Source organism: Primorskyibacter sp. S87 (assembly GCF_049801055.1).
In the GTDB taxonomy this organism is placed as follows: domain Bacteria; phylum Pseudomonadota; class Alphaproteobacteria; order Rhodobacterales; family Rhodobacteraceae; genus JBNAGF01.
This window is the reverse complement of record NZ_JBNAGF010000004.1, coordinates 130,001-146,908: the sequence shown is the minus strand read 5'-3', so window position 1 is coordinate 146,908 and position 16,908 is coordinate 130,001. Positions and strand designations below refer to the sequence as shown.

Here is a 16,908-nt window from a genome sequence, read left to right as displayed (position 1 = left end):
GAACGCGGATTTGATGGCCGAAGTAGAATACGCAGAACACGGCTCGCGCCGGCATAAAACGACGAGCACTCGTATACTGGGAGTACTGGCCTATGCGATTGCTGCGGCGTGCCTGCTTCCGATGCTTGCCGTCGTTTTGGCTGCAGTTACCGGTGGAACGGAAACCATTGCTCATCTGATGGAAACGGTTCTGCCCAGTTATGCACTGACGACGCTGGCACTGGTGGTCATCGTGGCAATTGGTACCTTCTGCTTGGGTGTTGGTGCCGCTTGGCTGGTGACAATGACCCGGTTTCCAGGTGCGCGGATCCTCGAAGTTACGCTTGTTCTGCCTTTGGCGATCCCGGCTTATGTGCTGGCCTACGCATACACCTTTATCCTTGATCACCCCGGTGTTGTGCAAACCACTCTGCGCCAGGTGACAGGATGGGGGCCGCGGGACTACTGGTTTCCCGAGATCCGATCTCTTGGTGGAGCCGCAGTCATGTTGATTCTTGTGCTGTACCCCTACGTCTACTTGCTTGCGCGGGCCGCCTTCTTGCAACAAAGCGCTTCGGCTTTTCTGGCGGCGCGGGCTCTGGGGGAAAACCCTTGGGGTGCCTTCTGGCGGGTGTCATTGCCTATGGCACGACCGGCTATTGCAGGCGGTGTCTTGCTGGCAATCATGGAGACAATCGCGGATTTTGGAACCGTGTCCTATTTCGGGGTTCCGACCTTTGCCACCGGCATCTACACAAGCTGGTTCTCAATGGCGGATCGTGCGGCTGCAGCGCAGCTTGCCTTATGTTTGCTGGGTTTTGCCCTGATGCTGGCGATGCTTGAGCGGACGCAGAGAGGAAAGGCCCGCTACTACCAATCCGGAAAGAAGCAATCGGGTTTGCCGCCAATCGAGCTGACCGGACTGAAGGCGGCGGGAGCATTTGTGCTTTGCGCAATTCCGGTTGTTCTGGGCTTCGCTCTGCCATCGGTAATTCTGTTCGACATGGGTATGAACTCGGAACAGAACATCGTCTCCAGCCGCTATCTGGGTTTCGTGCGAAACTCAATTCTGCTGGCCGGAACAGCCGCTTTGATAACGGTCGGAGCCGCAATTTGCGTTGGGTTTTTTCAACGCCAGCACCCCGGCCGCGCGAGCGCAACCGCAGCCTATCTGGCGCGGCTTGGTTATGCGGTTCCGGGTGGTGTGATTGCCGTGGGTCTGATCGTTCCGTTTGCAAATTTCGACAACATGCTGGACTCCTGGATGCGCGAGCATTTCGGCATATCGACCGGGCTTCTGGTCACTGGTTCCATTTGGCTACTGGTTGCGGCCTATATGGTTCGGTTTCTTGCTGCAGCACTCAGTGCCTATGAGGGCGGGCAAAGCACCGTTCATTCCAATATGGACCATGCCGCACGATCACTGGGGCAAACGCCGCTGGGCACATTGCGCAAAGTGCACCTGCCGTTGCTGACCCCGAGCTTGCTGACGGCTCTTCTGATTGTCTTTGTGGACGTGATGAAGGAGTTGCCGGCGACTCTCATTATGCGACCGTTCAATTTCGATACCCTCGCAGTTCAAGCCTATCGCCTTGCATCGGATGAACGGTTGGAAGGTGCTGCCGTTCCGTCGTTGGTTATCGTCGCAGTCGGATTGCTTCCGGTCATACTGATTTGCCGGCAGGTGGGGCGCAGGTAGCTTTTGATCCGGTTCACGAGCGGATCCTGCCGTTTCTTCAATCAGAACTGCATCCACCAGTATGACACGGTTGCGCCAGATCAGAGCCGCTTGAACATGTAAGTGGTGGGTTCAAGACGTTCATCAAAAGGATTGCGGCAATAGTCCGGAATCTCGCCTGCAATCTTGAACCCGAGGCTGAGATAGAGACTAAGCGAAGGGTCGAAACTGCGCGTATCCAGCACCAGAAGTTCCTTTCCCAGGGCCTGTGCCCTTTCTTCCAGAACCGTCATCAAGGCTCGGCCGAGCCCCTGACGACGCGCTTCTGGATGAACCAGTAGTTTGGCCACGTCCGCGCGATGCGGTTGATTGGGCATCATGTCCATGCCCAGTGTCACCGTGCCGACAACCCGCCCGTTCTGCCTTGCTGAAAAGAGTTCGTTTCGTTCAGGGGTTATCACGGGAAACACGCGGTCCTGCCAATAGCGGCGTGCATCTGCCTGATCGAAGGGAAGGACAAAGCCGACGCTGGCTCCGGCATGCACACAGGCATGCAAAATTTCTGTCAGATCCTCAAGCCTGTCGGGTAGAGAGGAAGTCGACTCGCGCACAATCATGCCAGCACCAACAGATAGCGTGCACCCTGATCGTCACTGGTCTCAAAGCTGCTCGGTCCCGAAAGGTGGTATCGCAGGCTGTCTCCGACGGTGAGGCTGTAGGACAATCGGCTAATTGTGAGGGTTAATGCGCCTTCCCGCAGTATTAGATGGTGCTCCTGACCCTGTCTGGGAGGTGACTCATATGTGATGCGGGTTCCGGGTTGCAGATGACACTCCAGAACCTCGCAAGTCAAACCCGGTGCCATTGGGGACACGGATCGCCGGGCAAAGCCAGACAACGGATCCGTCCAAACAGGCTGTTGGTCATAGGAGACCTTGGCGGCGAAGCTTTCCTCAACCGCAATGAGAAGCCGGGACACAGAAAGATCGTAGGCGGCGCAAAGCTGGCCAAGCGTTTCTGCCGTGGGACTGACTTCTCCATGTTCCAATCGGGAAAGCGATGCCCTGCTGATCCCACTTAATTCGGCGAGTTGATCAAGAGACCAGCCGCGTGAACTTCGAAGGCCCTTCAGGTGGTGGGACAGGCGTTTCGTCAGATCGCCAGGCATTTCACGAATCCGGGAAAAATTCTCAGATACGACTTTTTGGCACAAATGGGTGGTTTCGAAAACAAGAAAAGGGCGCAAGATCAATCTTGCGCCCTGAACATGTTCGTTTTGTTGGCCGATTACTTCCAGCCGACTTCGTTGAAGATCTTCTGAGCTTCGGGAATGTTCTTGGCAACGTCAGCCAGATTGACGTCATCTGCCCTGAATTCACCCAGGGCTTTGACCGGATCGGCCAACTCTACGCCAGTTACGGCAGGGAACTCGTCATTGCCTGCCGAGAAGTATAGCTGGGCCTGATCGCTGGCCAGATACTCAAGGAACTTGATCGCATTGTCCTTGTTCGGCGCATGTGCAGCCAAGCCACCGCCCGACAGGTTCATATGCGCGCCGTTGCCGCCCTGATCGGGGAACACCCAGCCGATCATGTCGCGGTCCGCGGACAATCCTTTGACATCCTTGCGGATGGAACGGGCGAAGTAATAGGTGTTGGATACAGAGATATCACATTCGCCAGAAACGATCCCGCGCAACTGGTCGGTGTCACCACCCTGTGGATCGCGCGCCATGTTGGCTACCACACCTTCGGCCCATGCTTTGGCAGCGTCTGCGCCAGCGTGGGTGACGATAGAGGCCAGAAGGGTCTGGTTGTAGGTGTTGCTTGAGGACCGAATGCAAACCAGACCTTTGTACTTTGGGTCGGCCAGATCGGCGTAGTTCATCGGGGGCTCGGCGACGTCGTTCTTGTCATAGAAGATGATGCGCCCGCGTTGGGAGTATCCGAACCACTGGTTGTCGGTATCCTGAAGATTGGCCGGGATACGCTCTTCCAGAATGGTGCTATCGACAGGCTGCAGGATGCCAGCATCTTTTGCGCGTGCCAGACGTGACGTGTCAACGGTCAAAAGTATATCTGCCGGGGAGTTGGCACCTTCGGCCTGCATCCGGGCGATGAGCTCGTCGGCTTTGCCTTCGATGCGGTTGATTTTGATACCGGTCGCTTCTTCGAAATCCGTATAGAGCCGTTCGTCAGTGTCATAGTGGCGCGAGGAATAGAGGTTTAGTTCTCCCTCTGCCGCGGCAGAGGTTGCGATCAGCGCCGTCACGGCGGCAGCAATAGAGTTTGAGGCTTTCAGCATGACCCGTTTCCTTCTTGAGAATCAATTTCTGACTGAAAAGATCAGATAAAGCATTGCGGGATATCCGCAAGAATAAACCGACAGAAACACTCGGAATAATGGTCGCGGGAAAGAGCTCGAGGGATCTCTCGCGAGGACAAAGAAAAAGGCCGCACTGAAAGCGCGGCCTCTTCGAATGAAAACAGTCTTTGTTCTTAGCCCTGACGAGCTTTGAACTTGCGCTGCGTCTTGTTGATCACATAGACGCGGCCTTTGCGACGCACAATCCGGCAATCACGATGCCGGTTCTTGAGCGAGCGGAGCGAGTTCTTGACCTTCATGGTCCTTCTCCTGTTCCTGTGGCGCGGGCCAGCGCCTTCTTGTTGCGGGTGCCGAGGTTTCGTATCCGAAACCAGGACAGTGAATTCATGGTGGGCGATACAAGGTTCGAACTTGTGACCCCTTCGATGTCAACGAAGTGCTCTACCGCTGAGCTAATCGCCCATGAATACCGCCGACAATCCCTGCCCCATCAAAGAAATGGGGCGCGGAAGACCGCGCCGGTAGCGGGGTCTATAAAAGGAGTCGCGCTGGGGTTCAAGGGCTTTTGATACGAGATAATTCCGGGCTATGCTCCTTTTTGAGAAGGAGATCCGATGCCACAGGCCGCATACTATCTTACAGAACCAAAAAAACGCCTGTCATCGGTGGTTTTTGCGTCTCCGCACAGCAGCAGCGACTACCCCGAGGACTTCGTTCGATCAACGATCCTTGACCCTAAGTTGATTCGGTCTTCGGAGGATGCCTTTGTCGATCTGCTGTTCGACGCAGCGCCTGCCTATGGATCGCCGTTTCTCAAGGCCGGCGCGCCACGGGCTTATCTGGACCTGAATCGGGCGTGTGACGAACTGGACCCGGCTCTGGTCGAAGGCGCACGGCGCAACGGGCACAATCCGCGGGTTGCCTCCGGGTTAGGGGTCATTCCGCGCGTCGTAGCCAACGGGCGACCGATCTATCGCGGCAAGCTACCCATGGCTGAGGCCAAGCACAGGCTGGACCGGTACTGGCATCCCTATCATCGCAAGCTGCAGGACTTGCTGCATGAGTCTCGTGAGATTTTTGGGCAGGCCATACTCATCGACTGCCATTCGATGCCACATGAGGCAATCGACGGGGTTTCACGCGGAATGAAAAGACGACCTGAAATCGTGCTGGGGGATCGTTTCGGAGCAGCGGCAGCGCGCGATATCGTTGATCACATTGAAGAGCTGTTTCTGTCCGCCGGTTTCGTGGTTTCCCGTAATTCGCCTTTTGCCGGGGCATACATAACGCAGGCCTATGGCCGGCCCTCCCGCAACCAACATGCAATTCAGATCGAGATTGACCGGTCGTTGTACATGGATGAACGTCAGGTTCGACCGAGTCCCGGGTTTGACGCCTTTCGTGAAACGCTGAACACCGTGATCTCCCGGATTGCGGCGATCGGCTATGACCAGACTCAAATGGCGGCGGAGTAGCACTTAGCGTAGCGCCCGGCCTTTCAAGATTGCCTCGGATCCAAACCGTTTTCGTATTTCGTCCGAAGCGCGTTCTGCCTGTGAGCGTTGATCCGCGCCCGGGTCGAGCAGATCACCTGATTTGTCGGCATCGTCTTCGGGGCAGAGATTGCTGATCCCGCACCCCAACAGACGATACGGGCCTTTGTCCCCGACCTGGTCGAACAAGGCTCGCGCGGTGCGATAGATTGTGTCCGCCATCTGGGTCGCATCGCGAAGTGACTGCCGACGGGTCAGTGTTTTATGGTCCGACTGCTTGAGCTTCAAAGTGACGACACGACCAGCCAACCCCTTGGCTTTGGCGCGGTCCGAAACCTTTTCGGCCATGCGCCAGAGATGGCCGTCCAGTATGCCCGGATCATTGGTGTCTTCGAAAAAGGTCGTTTCATTCGAAATCGACTTCATCGGCTCGTGTGCCGAAACCCTTCGGTGGTCTTGTCCGCGGGCAAGATACCACAACCTTTCACCCATTCCGCCGAATCTGGCGACTAGCGCTTCTTTTTCCCAGCGGAGCAGATCTGAAAAAGTCCGAATTCCGGCGCGGTCCAGCGATGCCTGGGCTGCCGGCCCGATCCCCCAGATCAGGCGCACCGGTTTGTCGTGAAGAAACTCAGAGGTCTCCGCTTTGCCGATAATCGAAAACCCGCGCGGTTTGTCGAGATCCGAGGCCACTTTCGCCAAAAACTTGTTGTGGCTCAGGCCGATCGAGCCCGTCAGGCCAAGTTCGTCTTTCATTCGGCGGACCAATTGAGCCAGCATCACGGCTGGCGGCGCACCATGCAAACGTTCGGTGCCAGTCAGGTCCAGAAAGGCCTCGTCGAGCGACAGCGGTTCGACAGAGGGCGTCAGCTCGTCCATCATTGCGCGGATCTGCTTGGATACTGCCGCATAGACTGACATGCGAGGTTTGATGACCACGGCATCAGGACACAGTTTGAGTGCCTGAAACATTGGCATCGCGCTGCGAACTCCGCGGATACGGGCCACATAACAGGCAGTTGAAACAACGCCGCGTTTTCCACCGCCAATAATGACTGGTTTGTCCTCCAGTTCCGGGTTGTCCCTTTTCTCCACCGAGGCGTAGAACGCGTCGCAATCCATGTGCGCGATCCTGAGCGAAAATAACTCAGGGTGCGACAGAACCCGTGGGCTACCGCATTCCGTACATCGGGATCCGGCAGTTTGGATGTTAAGACAGTCACGGCAAAGCGAAGACATCGGATACTCTTGGTTTACTCTTGCTGTTCTACAAAATTCTGACACGATGTGCTGTGCAAATTGACTGCTTCATTTTCTTTTCGGGTTGTTAGGCCAAATGTCCTTTTCCGGCGCCAAGCTGGCTCTTTTTTTGGGTCCTAATCTGTTGGTCATAGAACGGGACGACCTTCCCGACATTCCTTACCCCGGACATTGGGATTTACCAGGCGGTGGTCGTGAGGGCAGTGAAACACCCGAAACATGTGTGCTGAGAGAAACGCAAGAAGAAGTGGGATTACAGCTTTCGCAAGCCGATCTGGTATGGTCTGTCAGCTACTTGAGACCCCGAGGAACGGTTTGGTTCTTCGCCGCGCATCTTCCTCGAGGTGCAATAGCCGACGTTCAATTGGGCGATGAGGGACAGCAATGGCGATTGATGCCGCCGGGTGTCTACTGCGATCACCCGCTGGCTGTTCCGCATTTTGCTGAGCAGCTGCGCAACTACATGGATCGGCAAGAGTTTCCGTCTGCGCGTTGATTCCGGTTTGGAGCATTGCCCTGAGCGTCGCAAGATGGGGGTCTTCACGGAAAACCCCCCCGCGAATTGGGCGGGGGGCAGGTAGCGAACTACAGGAAGAGAAAGTTCGCTTGGGGAGTGTCTTTGGGACAGGATCACCGATCGCACCCATTGTGGGAAGCCCGCCAGAAAACAGGAGTCCGGTTTGTGCCTTTCCGGGCACATCCGGATCAGAACAGTTCAGACTGGATCTGGTGCTGATCAGACGCCGGTAAGCTCCTGTAGGATGTTCAGTGCGGCATCCCTGGGGCTAGTGGCCTGCCAAATCGGACGACCGACCACGATGTGATCCGCCCCGTCGGCAATGGCCTGTGCAGGTGTTGCAACACGTTTCTGGTCACCCAACGCAGCCCCAGAAGGCCGAACGCCAGGTGTCACGATCAGACGACCATTGGCTTCGGGGAGGCCGCGGATTTGAGCGGCCTCTTGGGGGGATGCGATCACACCGTCGGCGCCTGCTTCAAACGCGCGTGCCGCACGCTCAAGAACCAATGATTGCACATCGCCCGATTTTATTAGGCTGGCATCCAGATCGCTGCGGTCGAGCGAAGTCAGAATGGTGACACCGAGGATTTTTAGGTCCTTTCCAGCGGCACCTTCCTTGGCCGCGCGAACCACATGTGGATCACCATGCACGGTGAGGAAGTCCAGATCAAACTGGGCGAGTCCCCGCACGGCGGCTTCGACCGTGGCGCCAATGTCGAACAATTTCATGTCCAGAAAGATGCGTTTGCCGTGTTCCTGTTTCAGTTCATTGGCCAGTGCCAATCCGCCACCGGTCAACATACCCAGGCCAATCTTGTAGAATGACACCGTATCGCCAAGCTGTTCTGCCAATTGCAGACCTTGCAGGGCGTTGGGAACATCAAGGGCAACGATCAGACGTTCTTTGGACATGGTGCAGGTCTCCTGGGTTGGCAAACTTGCAGCCTTCTAATGATCATCGTGCGACAAGAAAAGAGCCAGGTGACTCAGTGGGCCCAGGCATTGATTTCGACCGCCTCGAACTAAGAGGTCAAATGTTATGCAAGTGCCGGTACCAGATCTTCAGCAAGGTTAACTGTATCTCTACCAGAGCGTATTTCGGGCATTCGGTTCAGCTGGCGCAACGCGTCCGCGACAAAGGCCCTTGCCCGACCCTGCGCATCTCCGTTTAGCCCCAGATCCAGTCGGCAAAACATGGTCACGATCTGGTCGCGAAGTGTCATGCACACATTGGCGCTATGACGCCCGGTCTGAGCGCAATAGGTGTAGTGTGTAATCTCGATATCTGTAACAAGCATGGTTGCCTCCGGCATTTTCTTCAACATGGCCCGAAAGCCGGTAAGAAATTGTGGCGAGGCTGTGGAAATATCCCGAAACTTCGATCTTTCCTCGTTTTAGGTCGCCGAACCTCTTGAAGCCTGACAGACATTTCCCAGATTGAATGCGAGGCCCAACAAATAGCGTGCCGCCGGGCGGGCGCTAAATCTTCTGGGCGCTTGGAAAAGGAGACAGGCATGGACTTGAACAAGTTCACCGAGCGTGCACGTGGTTTCGTGCAGGCGGCGCAGACGATAGCGATGCGCGATGGGCATCAGAGACTGGCCCCCGAACACATTCTCAAAGCATTGATGGACGATGATCAGGGGTTGGCAAGCAATCTGATTTCCCGCGCGGGTGGTAACCCGTCTCGGGTGGTCGAAGCGGTCGAAGCTGCCCTTGCAAAGCAGCCTAAGGTTAGCGGCGATGCTGCTCAGGTGTATCTGGACGGCCAGACCGCCAAGGTGCTGGACGAGGCACAAAAGGTAGCCGAGAAAGCCGGTGACAGTTTCGTACCCGTTGAGCGCGTTCTGATGGCTCTGTGTATGGTGAAATCCAAGGCCCGAGAGGCGCTGGAAGCCGGAGCCGTATCCGCCCAGAAACTGAACGAAGCCATCAATGACATCCGCAAGGGTCGTACCGCAGATACCGCTTCGGCTGAGGAAGGATACGATGCGCTGAAGAAATACGCGCGCGATCTGACCGAAGCCGCCAGCGAAGGTAAGATCGATCCGATCATCGGTCGCGATGACGAAATCCGTCGAGCCATGCAGGTGCTGAGCCGTCGGACGAAGAACAATCCGGTTCTCATCGGCGAGCCCGGTGTCGGTAAGACTGCAATCGCCGAAGGGATGGCGCTGCGGATCGTCAACGGCGATGTGCCCGAGTCGTTGCGTGACAAGAAGCTTCTTGCTCTCGACATGGGTGCCCTGATTGCCGGTGCGAAATACCGGGGCGAGTTTGAAGAGCGTCTGAAGGCCGTTCTGACCGAAGTGACCGAGGCCGCAGGCGAAATCATCTTGTTCATCGACGAGATGCACACACTGGTCGGAGCAGGCAAATCTGACGGCGCGATGGATGCTGCAAACCTGATCAAGCCGGCACTGGCGCGGGGTGAATTGCATTGTATCGGCGCGACCACCCTCGACGAATACCGGAAGTATGTCGAAAAGGACGCTGCTTTGGCCCGGCGGTTCCAGCCGGTATTCATTTCCGAGCCCACGGTTGAAGACACGATTTCGATCCTTCGGGGTATCAAAGAGAAATATGAACTGCATCACGGCGTTCGTATTTCTGACTCCGCTTTGGTGTCGGCTGCAACCCTGAGCCATCGCTACATCACTGACCGGTTCCTGCCGGACAAAGCGATCGATCTGGTCGACGAGGCCGCAAGCCGTTTGCGGATGGAGGTGGATTCCAAACCGGAAGAACTCGATCAGCTGGACCGCCAGATCCTGCAAATGCAGATTGAGGAAGAAGCACTCAAACTCGAGGATGATTCAGCCTCCAAGGATCGCCTGGAAACGCTTCAGAAAGATCTTGCGGAATTGCAGGAGAAGTCGTCGGAGATGACCGCGCAATGGCAAGCCGAGCGTGACAAGCTGGCGGGCGCCCGTGATATGAAGGAGCAGCTCGACAAAGCCCGTGCCGATCTGGAGATCGCAAAGCGAGAAGGCAATCTGGCCAAGGCCGGTGAGCTGTCTTATGGCGTCATTCCTGAACTGGAAAAAATGCTGTCCGAAGCTGAGAGCCGCGAAGAGAGCGGTCTGATGGTCGAAGAGGCCGTGCGCCCGGAACAGATTGCCGCCGTTGTTGAGCGCTGGACCGGTATACCGACGTCCAAGATGTTGGAAGGTGAACGCGAAAAGCTGCTTCGGATGGAAGACGAGCTTCATCGCCGCGTGATTGGCCAAAATGCGGCGGTCACTGCAGTGTCCAATGCTGTTCGCCGTGCCAGGGCCGGGTTGAATGATGAAAACCGGCCGCTGGGTTCGTTTCTTTTCCTTGGGCCGACCGGTGTGGGTAAAACCGAGCTGACCAAGGCCGTGGCTGATTTTCTCTTTGACGATGACACTGCGATGGTTCGTATCGACATGTCCGAATTCATGGAGAAGCATGCTGTTGCCCGGCTAATCGGCGCGCCCCCGGGTTACGTGGGGTATGACGAAGGCGGTGTCCTTACCGAGGCTGTGCGTCGTCGCCCGTATCAGGTCGTCCTGTTTGACGAGGTGGAGAAAGCGCATCCGGATGTCTTCAATGTGCTCTTGCAAGTCCTTGATGACGGAGTGCTGACCGACGGTCAGGGCCGCACTGTGGATTTCAAGCAAACTTTGATTGTGCTGACCTCGAACCTTGGCGCTCAGGCGTTGAGCCAATTGCCCGAAGGTGCAGATGCATCGGATGCAAGGCGCGACGTGATGGATGCGGTGCGAGCGCATTTCCGGCCCGAATTCCTGAACCGCCTGGACGAGACGATCATTTTTGATCGCTTGGCTCGGGCGGACATGGATGGGATCGTGGATATCCAGCTGGCCCGCCTCAAGAAGCGTCTTGCCAGCCGCAAAATCCAGCTTGAACTTGATGACGAGGCCCGTAAATGGCTGGCCGACGAAGGCTATGATCCGGTGTTCGGGGCGCGCCCGCTCAAGCGTGTGATCCAACGAGCTTTGCAAAACCCATTGGCGGAATTTCTGCTGTCGGGTGAGATCAAGGACGGAGATACCGTGCCAGTGTCGGTCGGCAGCGATGGCTTGCTGATCGGGGATCGGCTGGGAACATCCGATCGACCCAGACCGGATGACGCAGTCGTTCACTGATCAGTTCTCAGAATAGCGAAAAGGCCCACCAAATTTCGGTGGGCCTTCTCCATCTGGGATTGCGGTCGGGCGTTAGCCAACAAACAGAAAGTCACCGATATCCAGTGCAGAGATGTCGGTGTCGAGCAGAGTCAACCGTGCATTGCTTTCGATGGCCATCGTGATGACGGCGTCCGTGCCCGATTGCGTCAGAGTAAGATCGCTCAGATCGGTGAAGCCGAAGCCGCTAAAGACGAGCAGATCGATATCGTTCTCAAAATCAGTGATCGTGTCAGAGCGCATCCGGGTCTCGAAAACAAAGAAGTCCGTTTCGGATCCTCCGGTTAGCCTGTCGTCACCCCAGCCGCCGGCCAGTTCGTCGATGCCGGCGCCGCCTTCCAGAATGTCCTTGCCTGCCCCGCCGTCCAGCGAGTCGTTGCCTGCTCCGCCATACAGCTTGTCGTTGCCGTTGTCGCCGATCAGGCGGTCGTTTCCGTTCTTGCCGTAGAGGCGGTCGTTGGAGTTGCCGCCATTGAGTGAGTCGTTGCCTTCACCGCCATCGAGCAGGTCGTTGTCCGCGCCGCCGATCAGGGTATCGTCTCCATTGCCGCCCACAAGCTTGTCCTTGCCAGAGCCGCCATCCAGGCTGTCATTCCCTTCGTCGCCCGAAAGCGTGTCCTGGCCGCTTCCGCCCATGATCGTGTCATCGCCATCGGCGCCGCGGATCGAATCCGAGCCGAGACCGCCATCAATGAGGTCTCCCAGCGCCGTGCCATACAGTTTGTCGCCGGCGTCGGTGCCAGAAGGGGGTGGTGGAGGTGCCGCGAGAATGAAGTCGGAATTGCTCAGTTCGCCTACGGTCAGGCCGGTGAGATCGATACCGCTGGAGAAACCCGGGTTGATACGGACAAAGCCGTTGTTCTGAACCAGCGACATCTGCGAGATGTCAGAGATTCCTAGAGCCGAAACATCGATGCGGTCTTCGCCGACGGTGAAATCGGCAATGACATTGTGACCCGACCCTTGGGTGATTGCGAATACATCGGCCCCGGCACCACCTTCGAGCATGTCATTGCCGGGCCCGGCAATCAGCAGGTCGTCGCCTCCGCCACCAATCAGGGAATCATCGCCCTTGCCACCGATCAGGGTATCAGCGCCAAGCCCGCCATTGAGCGTGTCGTTTTCGTTGCCACCATCCAGATGATCATTGCCTTCGCCGCCGTCGAGAAGGTCGTCATTGTTGCCGCCGTCCAGCGTGTCATCACCAATGCCACCATAAACAGCGTCTTCGCCGTTTCCGCCGCTGAGCGAGTCATTCCCTTCGTCGCCGTTGACGATGTCGTCGCCGCAGTTGCCGATGATGGTGTCGTTACCTGCGCCGCCGCTGACATTGTCAGATCCGCCGAGCGCGTCCATGAAATCGTCTCCGCCCAGAAGCGAGACGGTATCAGAGTTCATGTTTCCGGTAATTGAGTCATTGTTTTCGGTTGTGATAATCGGCATCGGTCAATTCCCCTGAATAATTGTTCGCGGCCTGCAGAACGGCCTCAAGAAATGAACTTGTTGTGGTTGGGTGGAATTGGACGTCGCCGTCCCGAAATGTGCAATTTGTTTTGCCGAAATGTGGCAAAAAGCGGACAAATCGCCCATTTATTGTTTACGGGATGACGCCAATTCGCGCCAATGCGATTATCACATAAAAATTGGTCAACAATCAACTTGAGCAGTGCCATGGCGGAGCGCGGCTCCGCCATGGTTTTGACTTATTCTTCCCCGATCGCAGCTCGGGTGATTTCATCCAGCATGGCTTCAACTTCTTTCATTGGTCCGTCGGGCATCACCCTGTAGCCAATGATTGCCTTTTCCGGTGAATCCGGCATTTCGGCGATGAAGATGCCATAGGGGCAGTACTGAATATTCATCGGATCGATCTCCATCACCTTCCGCGACAGACTTGCCGAGCAGAAACTGTAGACATTCGCCTTTTTGAACAGAACGACATCGGATCCGACATCGGCCCTTGTCCGTTCGAGCATATCCCCGACATGGCTTACTGCGTCGATAACAAGCCCGCGGTCGACAATCGCGCTTTCCAATCCAAACTCCACATCGTCGAAGCTTTGATCGACTGAGTAGGTCACTGCATCTTGCGCAACGGCGGCCTGAGCCGCGAGTGCCAAGATCCCGGCCAACAAGAACTGTTTCATTTTCTTCCTCCTGAAGTGAACATGCTTGCCTTGCAAGCGAACTGGATCCCGCTCAGTCTGAATGGATGCGGTTGTGCGCACCTTGCGCTACATCAAACACATAGGAATGTATGCATGGGATTCGCGGTGAATGCGCTTGAGGCGCTGGTCTTTATTTTTGTCGGTATCATCGGACTGATTGCGCTGGCAGCAGTATTCTTGTTCTTCGTGGACCGCTTCCAGACCGGAGACGCGATCCGCCGCAACTACCCGGTGATTGGCCGTTTCCGGGGCCTGTTCACGGAGTTGGGTGAATTCTTCCGTCAGTATTTTTTTGCGATGGATCGCGAGGAACTTCCATTCAACCGCGCCCAGAGAGATTGGGTCGGGCGCGCAGCGTCCGGCAAGAGCAATACAGTGGCGTTCGGATCCACCCGAAACCTGAACGTTCCGGGTACGCCAATCTTTGTCAATGCGCCTTTCCCGCCACTGGATGATCAGTTTGCCAAGACCGAACCACTGCTGATCGGTCCGACGGCGAGAACGCCCTATCTGGCGCCCTCCTTCTTCAACATCTCAGGCATGAGCTATGGGGCAATCTCAAAGCCTGCTGTTCAGGCATTGAGCCAAGGAGCGAAAGAGGCGGGCATCTGGTTGAACACCGGCGAAGGGGCGCTGAGCCCTTTTCATCTTGAAGGTGGATGTGACCTTGTCTTCCAGATTGGGACCGCAAAATACGGAATTCGAGGCGACAAGGGCGGCATTGACGAAGAAAAGTTGAGGGCAGCGGCTGCTCACGATTCCGTTCGGATGTTCGAGATCAAAATGAGCCAGGGTGCAAAACCGGGTAAAGGCGGCATTCTTCCGGGCGAGAAGATTACGGATCAGATCGCCGCCATCCGTGGAATCGAAAAGGGTCGGGACAGCCTCTCACCCAATAGGCATCCCGAAATCAACAACTTCGATGACATGCTCGACATGATCTCATATGTGCGGGAGATCACGGGAAAGCCTGTCGGCATCAAAACGGTCGTGGGGTCCGAGGTGGTGATGGCAGAGTTGCTTGATGCGGTTGTCCATCGCGGTGAAGACTATGCGCCAGACTTTATTACTATCGATGGCGGAGAGGGCGGAACCGGGGCGGCTCCGATGCCACTTATTGATTTGGTGGGCATGTCTGTTCGGGAGGCGCTGCCGATGGTGGCTAATCTGCGGGATCAGCGCGGCCTGAAGGATCGTATTCGGCTGATCGCTAGCGGTAAGCTGGTCAATCCCGGCGACATTGCTTGGGCATTGGCGTCTGGGGCGGATTTCGTCGTGTCAGCACGGGGCTTCATGTTTGCCTTGGGTTGTATCCAAGCCCTCAAGTGCAACAAAAACACCTGCCCCACAGGGATAACCACCCATGATCCGAGGTTTCAGAAGGGGCTGGTGGTCGATAGCAAAAAGGGCAGGGTTGCCCGGTATGCGTATTCAATAATTCATGAAGTCGAGACCATAGCGCATTCAGTGGGTGTTGCCGAACCACGTTTGATGCGCCGCCGTCATGTGCGGATCATGCAGTCAAATGGACGCTCGATTCCGATGAACGAGATAATGCCAAGTTACAATCCCGTCTCTGAAATGTGAGATGAGTTGGATTGGCGCCTAATGCGCAGGTGGCTATCTGAGTCGAGACAAAGAAAAAACGGAGACCAAAATGGCGCAACGCTGGAAAAACGATCTGACTGACACTGACGTCACCCCGGAATTCGCATTTCTGAACCGGCGTCAGGTGATCGGCGGGTTGGCCGGGGTTGGGATCGCCTCGTTCGCCGGCAAGGCCAGCGCCGAAGAGCTCGAGCCAAACAACTGGGATGAGATCACCGGTTACAACAACTTCTATGAGTTTGGCACAGGCAAGGAAGATCCGGCGGCACGCGCTCATCTGATGACGACAAAGCCGTGGTCGGTGAAGATCGACGGAATGGTGAACAATCCCGGCGAGTACGATCTTCAGGATATCATGTCCAAGATGACCATTGAAAAGCGGATCTATCGATTCCGTTGTGTCGAGGCATGGTCGATGGTCATTCCATGGAACGGGTTCGAGTTGGCAGACCTATTGGATCTGGCAGGGGTGCAGGAGGGGGCGAAATACGTCGCATTCGAAACCCTCTATCGGCCGGAAGAAATGCCCGGCACGCGCTATCCAGTTTTGGACTGGCCCTATCGTGAAGGTTTGCGCCTTGACGAGGCCCGGCATCCGCTGACACTGATGGCGACCGGCATCTACGACAAACCTATTCCGAACCAGAACGGCGCTCCGATTAGATTGGTGGTTCCCTGGAAGTATGGCTTCAAGTCCATCAAATCGATTGTCCGGATTTCGCTGACGTCAGAAGAGCCGCCAACAAGTTGGAACATGTCCATTCCCAACGAGTACGGATTCTACAGCAACGTGAACCCCAATGTCGACCACCCGCGTTGGTCCCAGGCGACGGAACGGCGGATCGGCGGAGGATTGTTTGCCCGACGCCAGCCAACCCTGATGTTCAATGGGTACGAGGAGGAAGTGGCGCCTCTGTATGAGGGCATGGATCTCTCAAAGTTCATCTAGCGGAATGGATCTTGTAAACGCATACATACGAAAGATTCCGATCGGCCTCGTCTATGCACTGGCCCTGACGCCTGCGATTTTCCTGATCCATGCGGCACTGACTGGAGGGCTTGGGATAGATCCGGTCAAGAAGCTAGAGCACGAACTTGGCAAGCTTGCACTTCAAATGCTGATCTTTGGATTGGCAATCACCCCTCTACGGCGGTGGGCGGGAGTGAACCTGATCCGATTTCGCAGGTGCATTGGTGTGGTCACATATGTGTATCTGTGTTTTCACCTTCTGGTCTGGTTGGTTCTGGATGTTCAAATCCTAGACCAGATCTGGGGAGATATTCTGAAACGGCCATACATCACGATCGGCATGCTGGGCTTTGTGTTGCTGACACCGCTCGCATTGACGTCAAACAACCGATCAGTGCGACGGCTTGGCCCGAAGTGGCGGCAACTTCATCGTCTCGTCTACTTGGCAGCCGTTCTTGGTGGGCTGCACTACTTCATGCTGGTCAAAGGCTTTCAGCTCGAACCGATCCTATATTTGACCGTGATAATCGGTCTGCTGCTTTTGCGAGTTGTGCCGGCTCGCCGAATCCAAGCGGCGTAGCGACTCGATTCCAAGTCGGATTCGCCCGACTCGACATGCAGTTTGCGGGCCGATTCCACCCGCTTTAGTGGGTAACGCCAAAAGAGGATCTAAATATTGTGTGGTCTGCCCCGTTCAAAAGCTCCGTCCGGACGTCTTCTTGTCTGCTCCCTCTG

16 protein-coding genes and 1 tRNA gene are annotated in these 16,908 nt (G+C 56.1%); 7 read left to right on the top strand and 10 right to left on the bottom strand.

Annotated features, from left to right (window positions below):
• Positions 1–13: 13 nt before the first annotated feature.
• A complete protein-coding gene (locus ACP15U_RS08870) occupies positions 14–1,678 on the top strand; it encodes an ABC transporter permease (RefSeq protein WP_425044786.1) in 1,665 nt (554 codons plus the stop codon).
• An 80-nt stretch (positions 1,679–1,758) separates the two neighbouring features.
• Here the strand turns inward: ACP15U_RS08870 and ACP15U_RS08865 are convergent, their stop codons facing one another.
• From ACP15U_RS08865 to ACP15U_RS08845, 5 genes are all read right to left on the bottom strand, one after another.
• Entirely contained in the window at positions 1,759–2,274 is a 516-nt protein-coding gene (locus ACP15U_RS08865) for an N-acetyltransferase family protein (RefSeq protein WP_425044785.1), read from the bottom strand.
• Entirely contained in the window at positions 2,271–2,825 is a 555-nt protein-coding gene (locus tag ACP15U_RS08860; protein ID WP_425044784.1) for a helix-turn-helix domain-containing protein, read from the bottom strand. The genes ACP15U_RS08865 and ACP15U_RS08860 overlap by 4 nt, the downstream gene beginning before the upstream one ends.
• A 119-nt stretch (positions 2,826–2,944) precedes the next feature.
• Positions 2,945–3,961, bottom strand: coding sequence for an extracellular solute-binding protein (locus ACP15U_RS08855; protein WP_425044783.1), 1,017 nt, complete (start codon positions 3,959–3,961; stop codon positions 2,945–2,947).
• 194 nt (positions 3,962–4,155) lie between these two features.
• A complete protein-coding gene (gene ykgO, locus ACP15U_RS08850) occupies positions 4,156–4,281 on the bottom strand; it encodes a type B 50S ribosomal protein L36 (protein ID WP_008755722.1) in 126 nt (41 codons plus the stop codon).
• A gap of 88 nt (positions 4,282–4,369) precedes the next feature.
• Positions 4,370–4,444: transfer RNA gene (locus ACP15U_RS08845), tRNA-Val, on the bottom strand.
• Positions 4,445–4,596: 152 nt separating this feature from the next.
• On the opposite strand from ACP15U_RS08845, the gene ACP15U_RS08840 reads away from it, so the two are divergent.
• Positions 4,597–5,457 carry an N-formylglutamate amidohydrolase gene (locus ACP15U_RS08840; RefSeq protein ID WP_425044782.1) on the top strand — a complete coding sequence of 287 codons (861 nt, stop codon included), beginning with the start codon at positions 4,597–4,599 and terminating at the stop codon, positions 5,455–5,457.
• A 3-nt stretch (positions 5,458–5,460) separates the two neighbouring features.
• Here ACP15U_RS08840 and ACP15U_RS08835 read toward each other — a convergent pair whose 3' ends face one another.
• Positions 5,461–6,714: a DNA polymerase IV gene (locus ACP15U_RS08835; protein ID WP_425044781.1), complete on the bottom strand. Its 1,254-nt coding sequence runs from the start codon at positions 6,712–6,714 to the stop codon at positions 5,461–5,463.
• A gap of 97 nt (positions 6,715–6,811) precedes the next feature.
• Between ACP15U_RS08835 and ACP15U_RS08830 the strand changes: the two genes are divergently transcribed.
• Positions 6,812–7,231, top strand: coding sequence for an NUDIX hydrolase (locus ACP15U_RS08830; RefSeq protein ID WP_425044780.1), 420 nt, complete (start codon positions 6,812–6,814; stop codon positions 7,229–7,231).
• Positions 7,232–7,471: 240 nt separating this feature from the next.
• Here ACP15U_RS08830 and pyrF read toward each other — a convergent pair whose 3' ends face one another.
• Both pyrF and ACP15U_RS08820 read right to left on the bottom strand, forming a co-directional pair.
• Positions 7,472–8,167, bottom strand: a complete 696-nt coding sequence (gene pyrF / locus ACP15U_RS08825; protein ID WP_425044779.1) for an orotidine-5'-phosphate decarboxylase — start codon at positions 8,165–8,167, stop codon at positions 7,472–7,474.
• Positions 8,168–8,292: 125 nt separating this feature from the next.
• Positions 8,293–8,553: a hypothetical protein gene (locus tag ACP15U_RS08820; RefSeq protein WP_425044778.1), complete on the bottom strand. Its 261-nt coding sequence runs from the start codon at positions 8,551–8,553 to the stop codon at positions 8,293–8,295.
• 216 nt (positions 8,554–8,769) lie between these two features.
• On the opposite strand from ACP15U_RS08820, the gene clpB reads away from it, so the two are divergent.
• Complete coding sequence (gene clpB, locus ACP15U_RS08815) at positions 8,770–11,388, top strand: ATP-dependent chaperone ClpB (RefSeq protein WP_425044777.1); 2,619 nt, start codon at positions 8,770–8,772, stop codon at positions 11,386–11,388.
• A gap of 72 nt (positions 11,389–11,460) precedes the next feature.
• Here the strand turns inward: clpB and ACP15U_RS08810 are convergent, their stop codons facing one another.
• A complete protein-coding gene (locus ACP15U_RS08810; protein ID WP_425044776.1) occupies positions 11,461–12,870 on the bottom strand; it encodes a calcium-binding protein in 1,410 nt (469 codons plus the stop codon).
• A 260-nt stretch (positions 12,871–13,130) separates the two neighbouring features.
• Positions 13,131–13,574, bottom strand: coding sequence for a DUF302 domain-containing protein (locus ACP15U_RS08805; RefSeq protein WP_425044775.1), 444 nt, complete (start codon positions 13,572–13,574; stop codon positions 13,131–13,133).
• A gap of 114 nt (positions 13,575–13,688) precedes the next feature.
• Between ACP15U_RS08805 and ACP15U_RS08800 the strand changes: the two genes are divergently transcribed.
• From ACP15U_RS08800 to msrQ, 3 genes are all read left to right on the top strand, one after another.
• Positions 13,689–15,182 carry an FMN-binding glutamate synthase family protein gene (locus ACP15U_RS08800; RefSeq protein WP_425044774.1) on the top strand — a complete coding sequence of 498 codons (1,494 nt, stop codon included), beginning with the start codon at positions 13,689–13,691 and terminating at the stop codon, positions 15,180–15,182.
• Between the two features lie 70 nt (positions 15,183–15,252).
• On the top strand, positions 15,253–16,152 hold the full coding sequence (msrP, locus tag ACP15U_RS08795; RefSeq protein ID WP_425044773.1) for a protein-methionine-sulfoxide reductase catalytic subunit MsrP: 900 nt from the start codon (positions 15,253–15,255) through the stop codon (positions 16,150–16,152).
• 4 nt (positions 16,153–16,156) lie between these two features.
• Positions 16,157–16,753: a protein-methionine-sulfoxide reductase heme-binding subunit MsrQ gene (gene msrQ / locus ACP15U_RS08790; protein ID WP_425044772.1), complete on the top strand. Its 597-nt coding sequence runs from the start codon at positions 16,157–16,159 to the stop codon at positions 16,751–16,753.
• Positions 16,754–16,908: the final 155 nt, after the last annotated feature.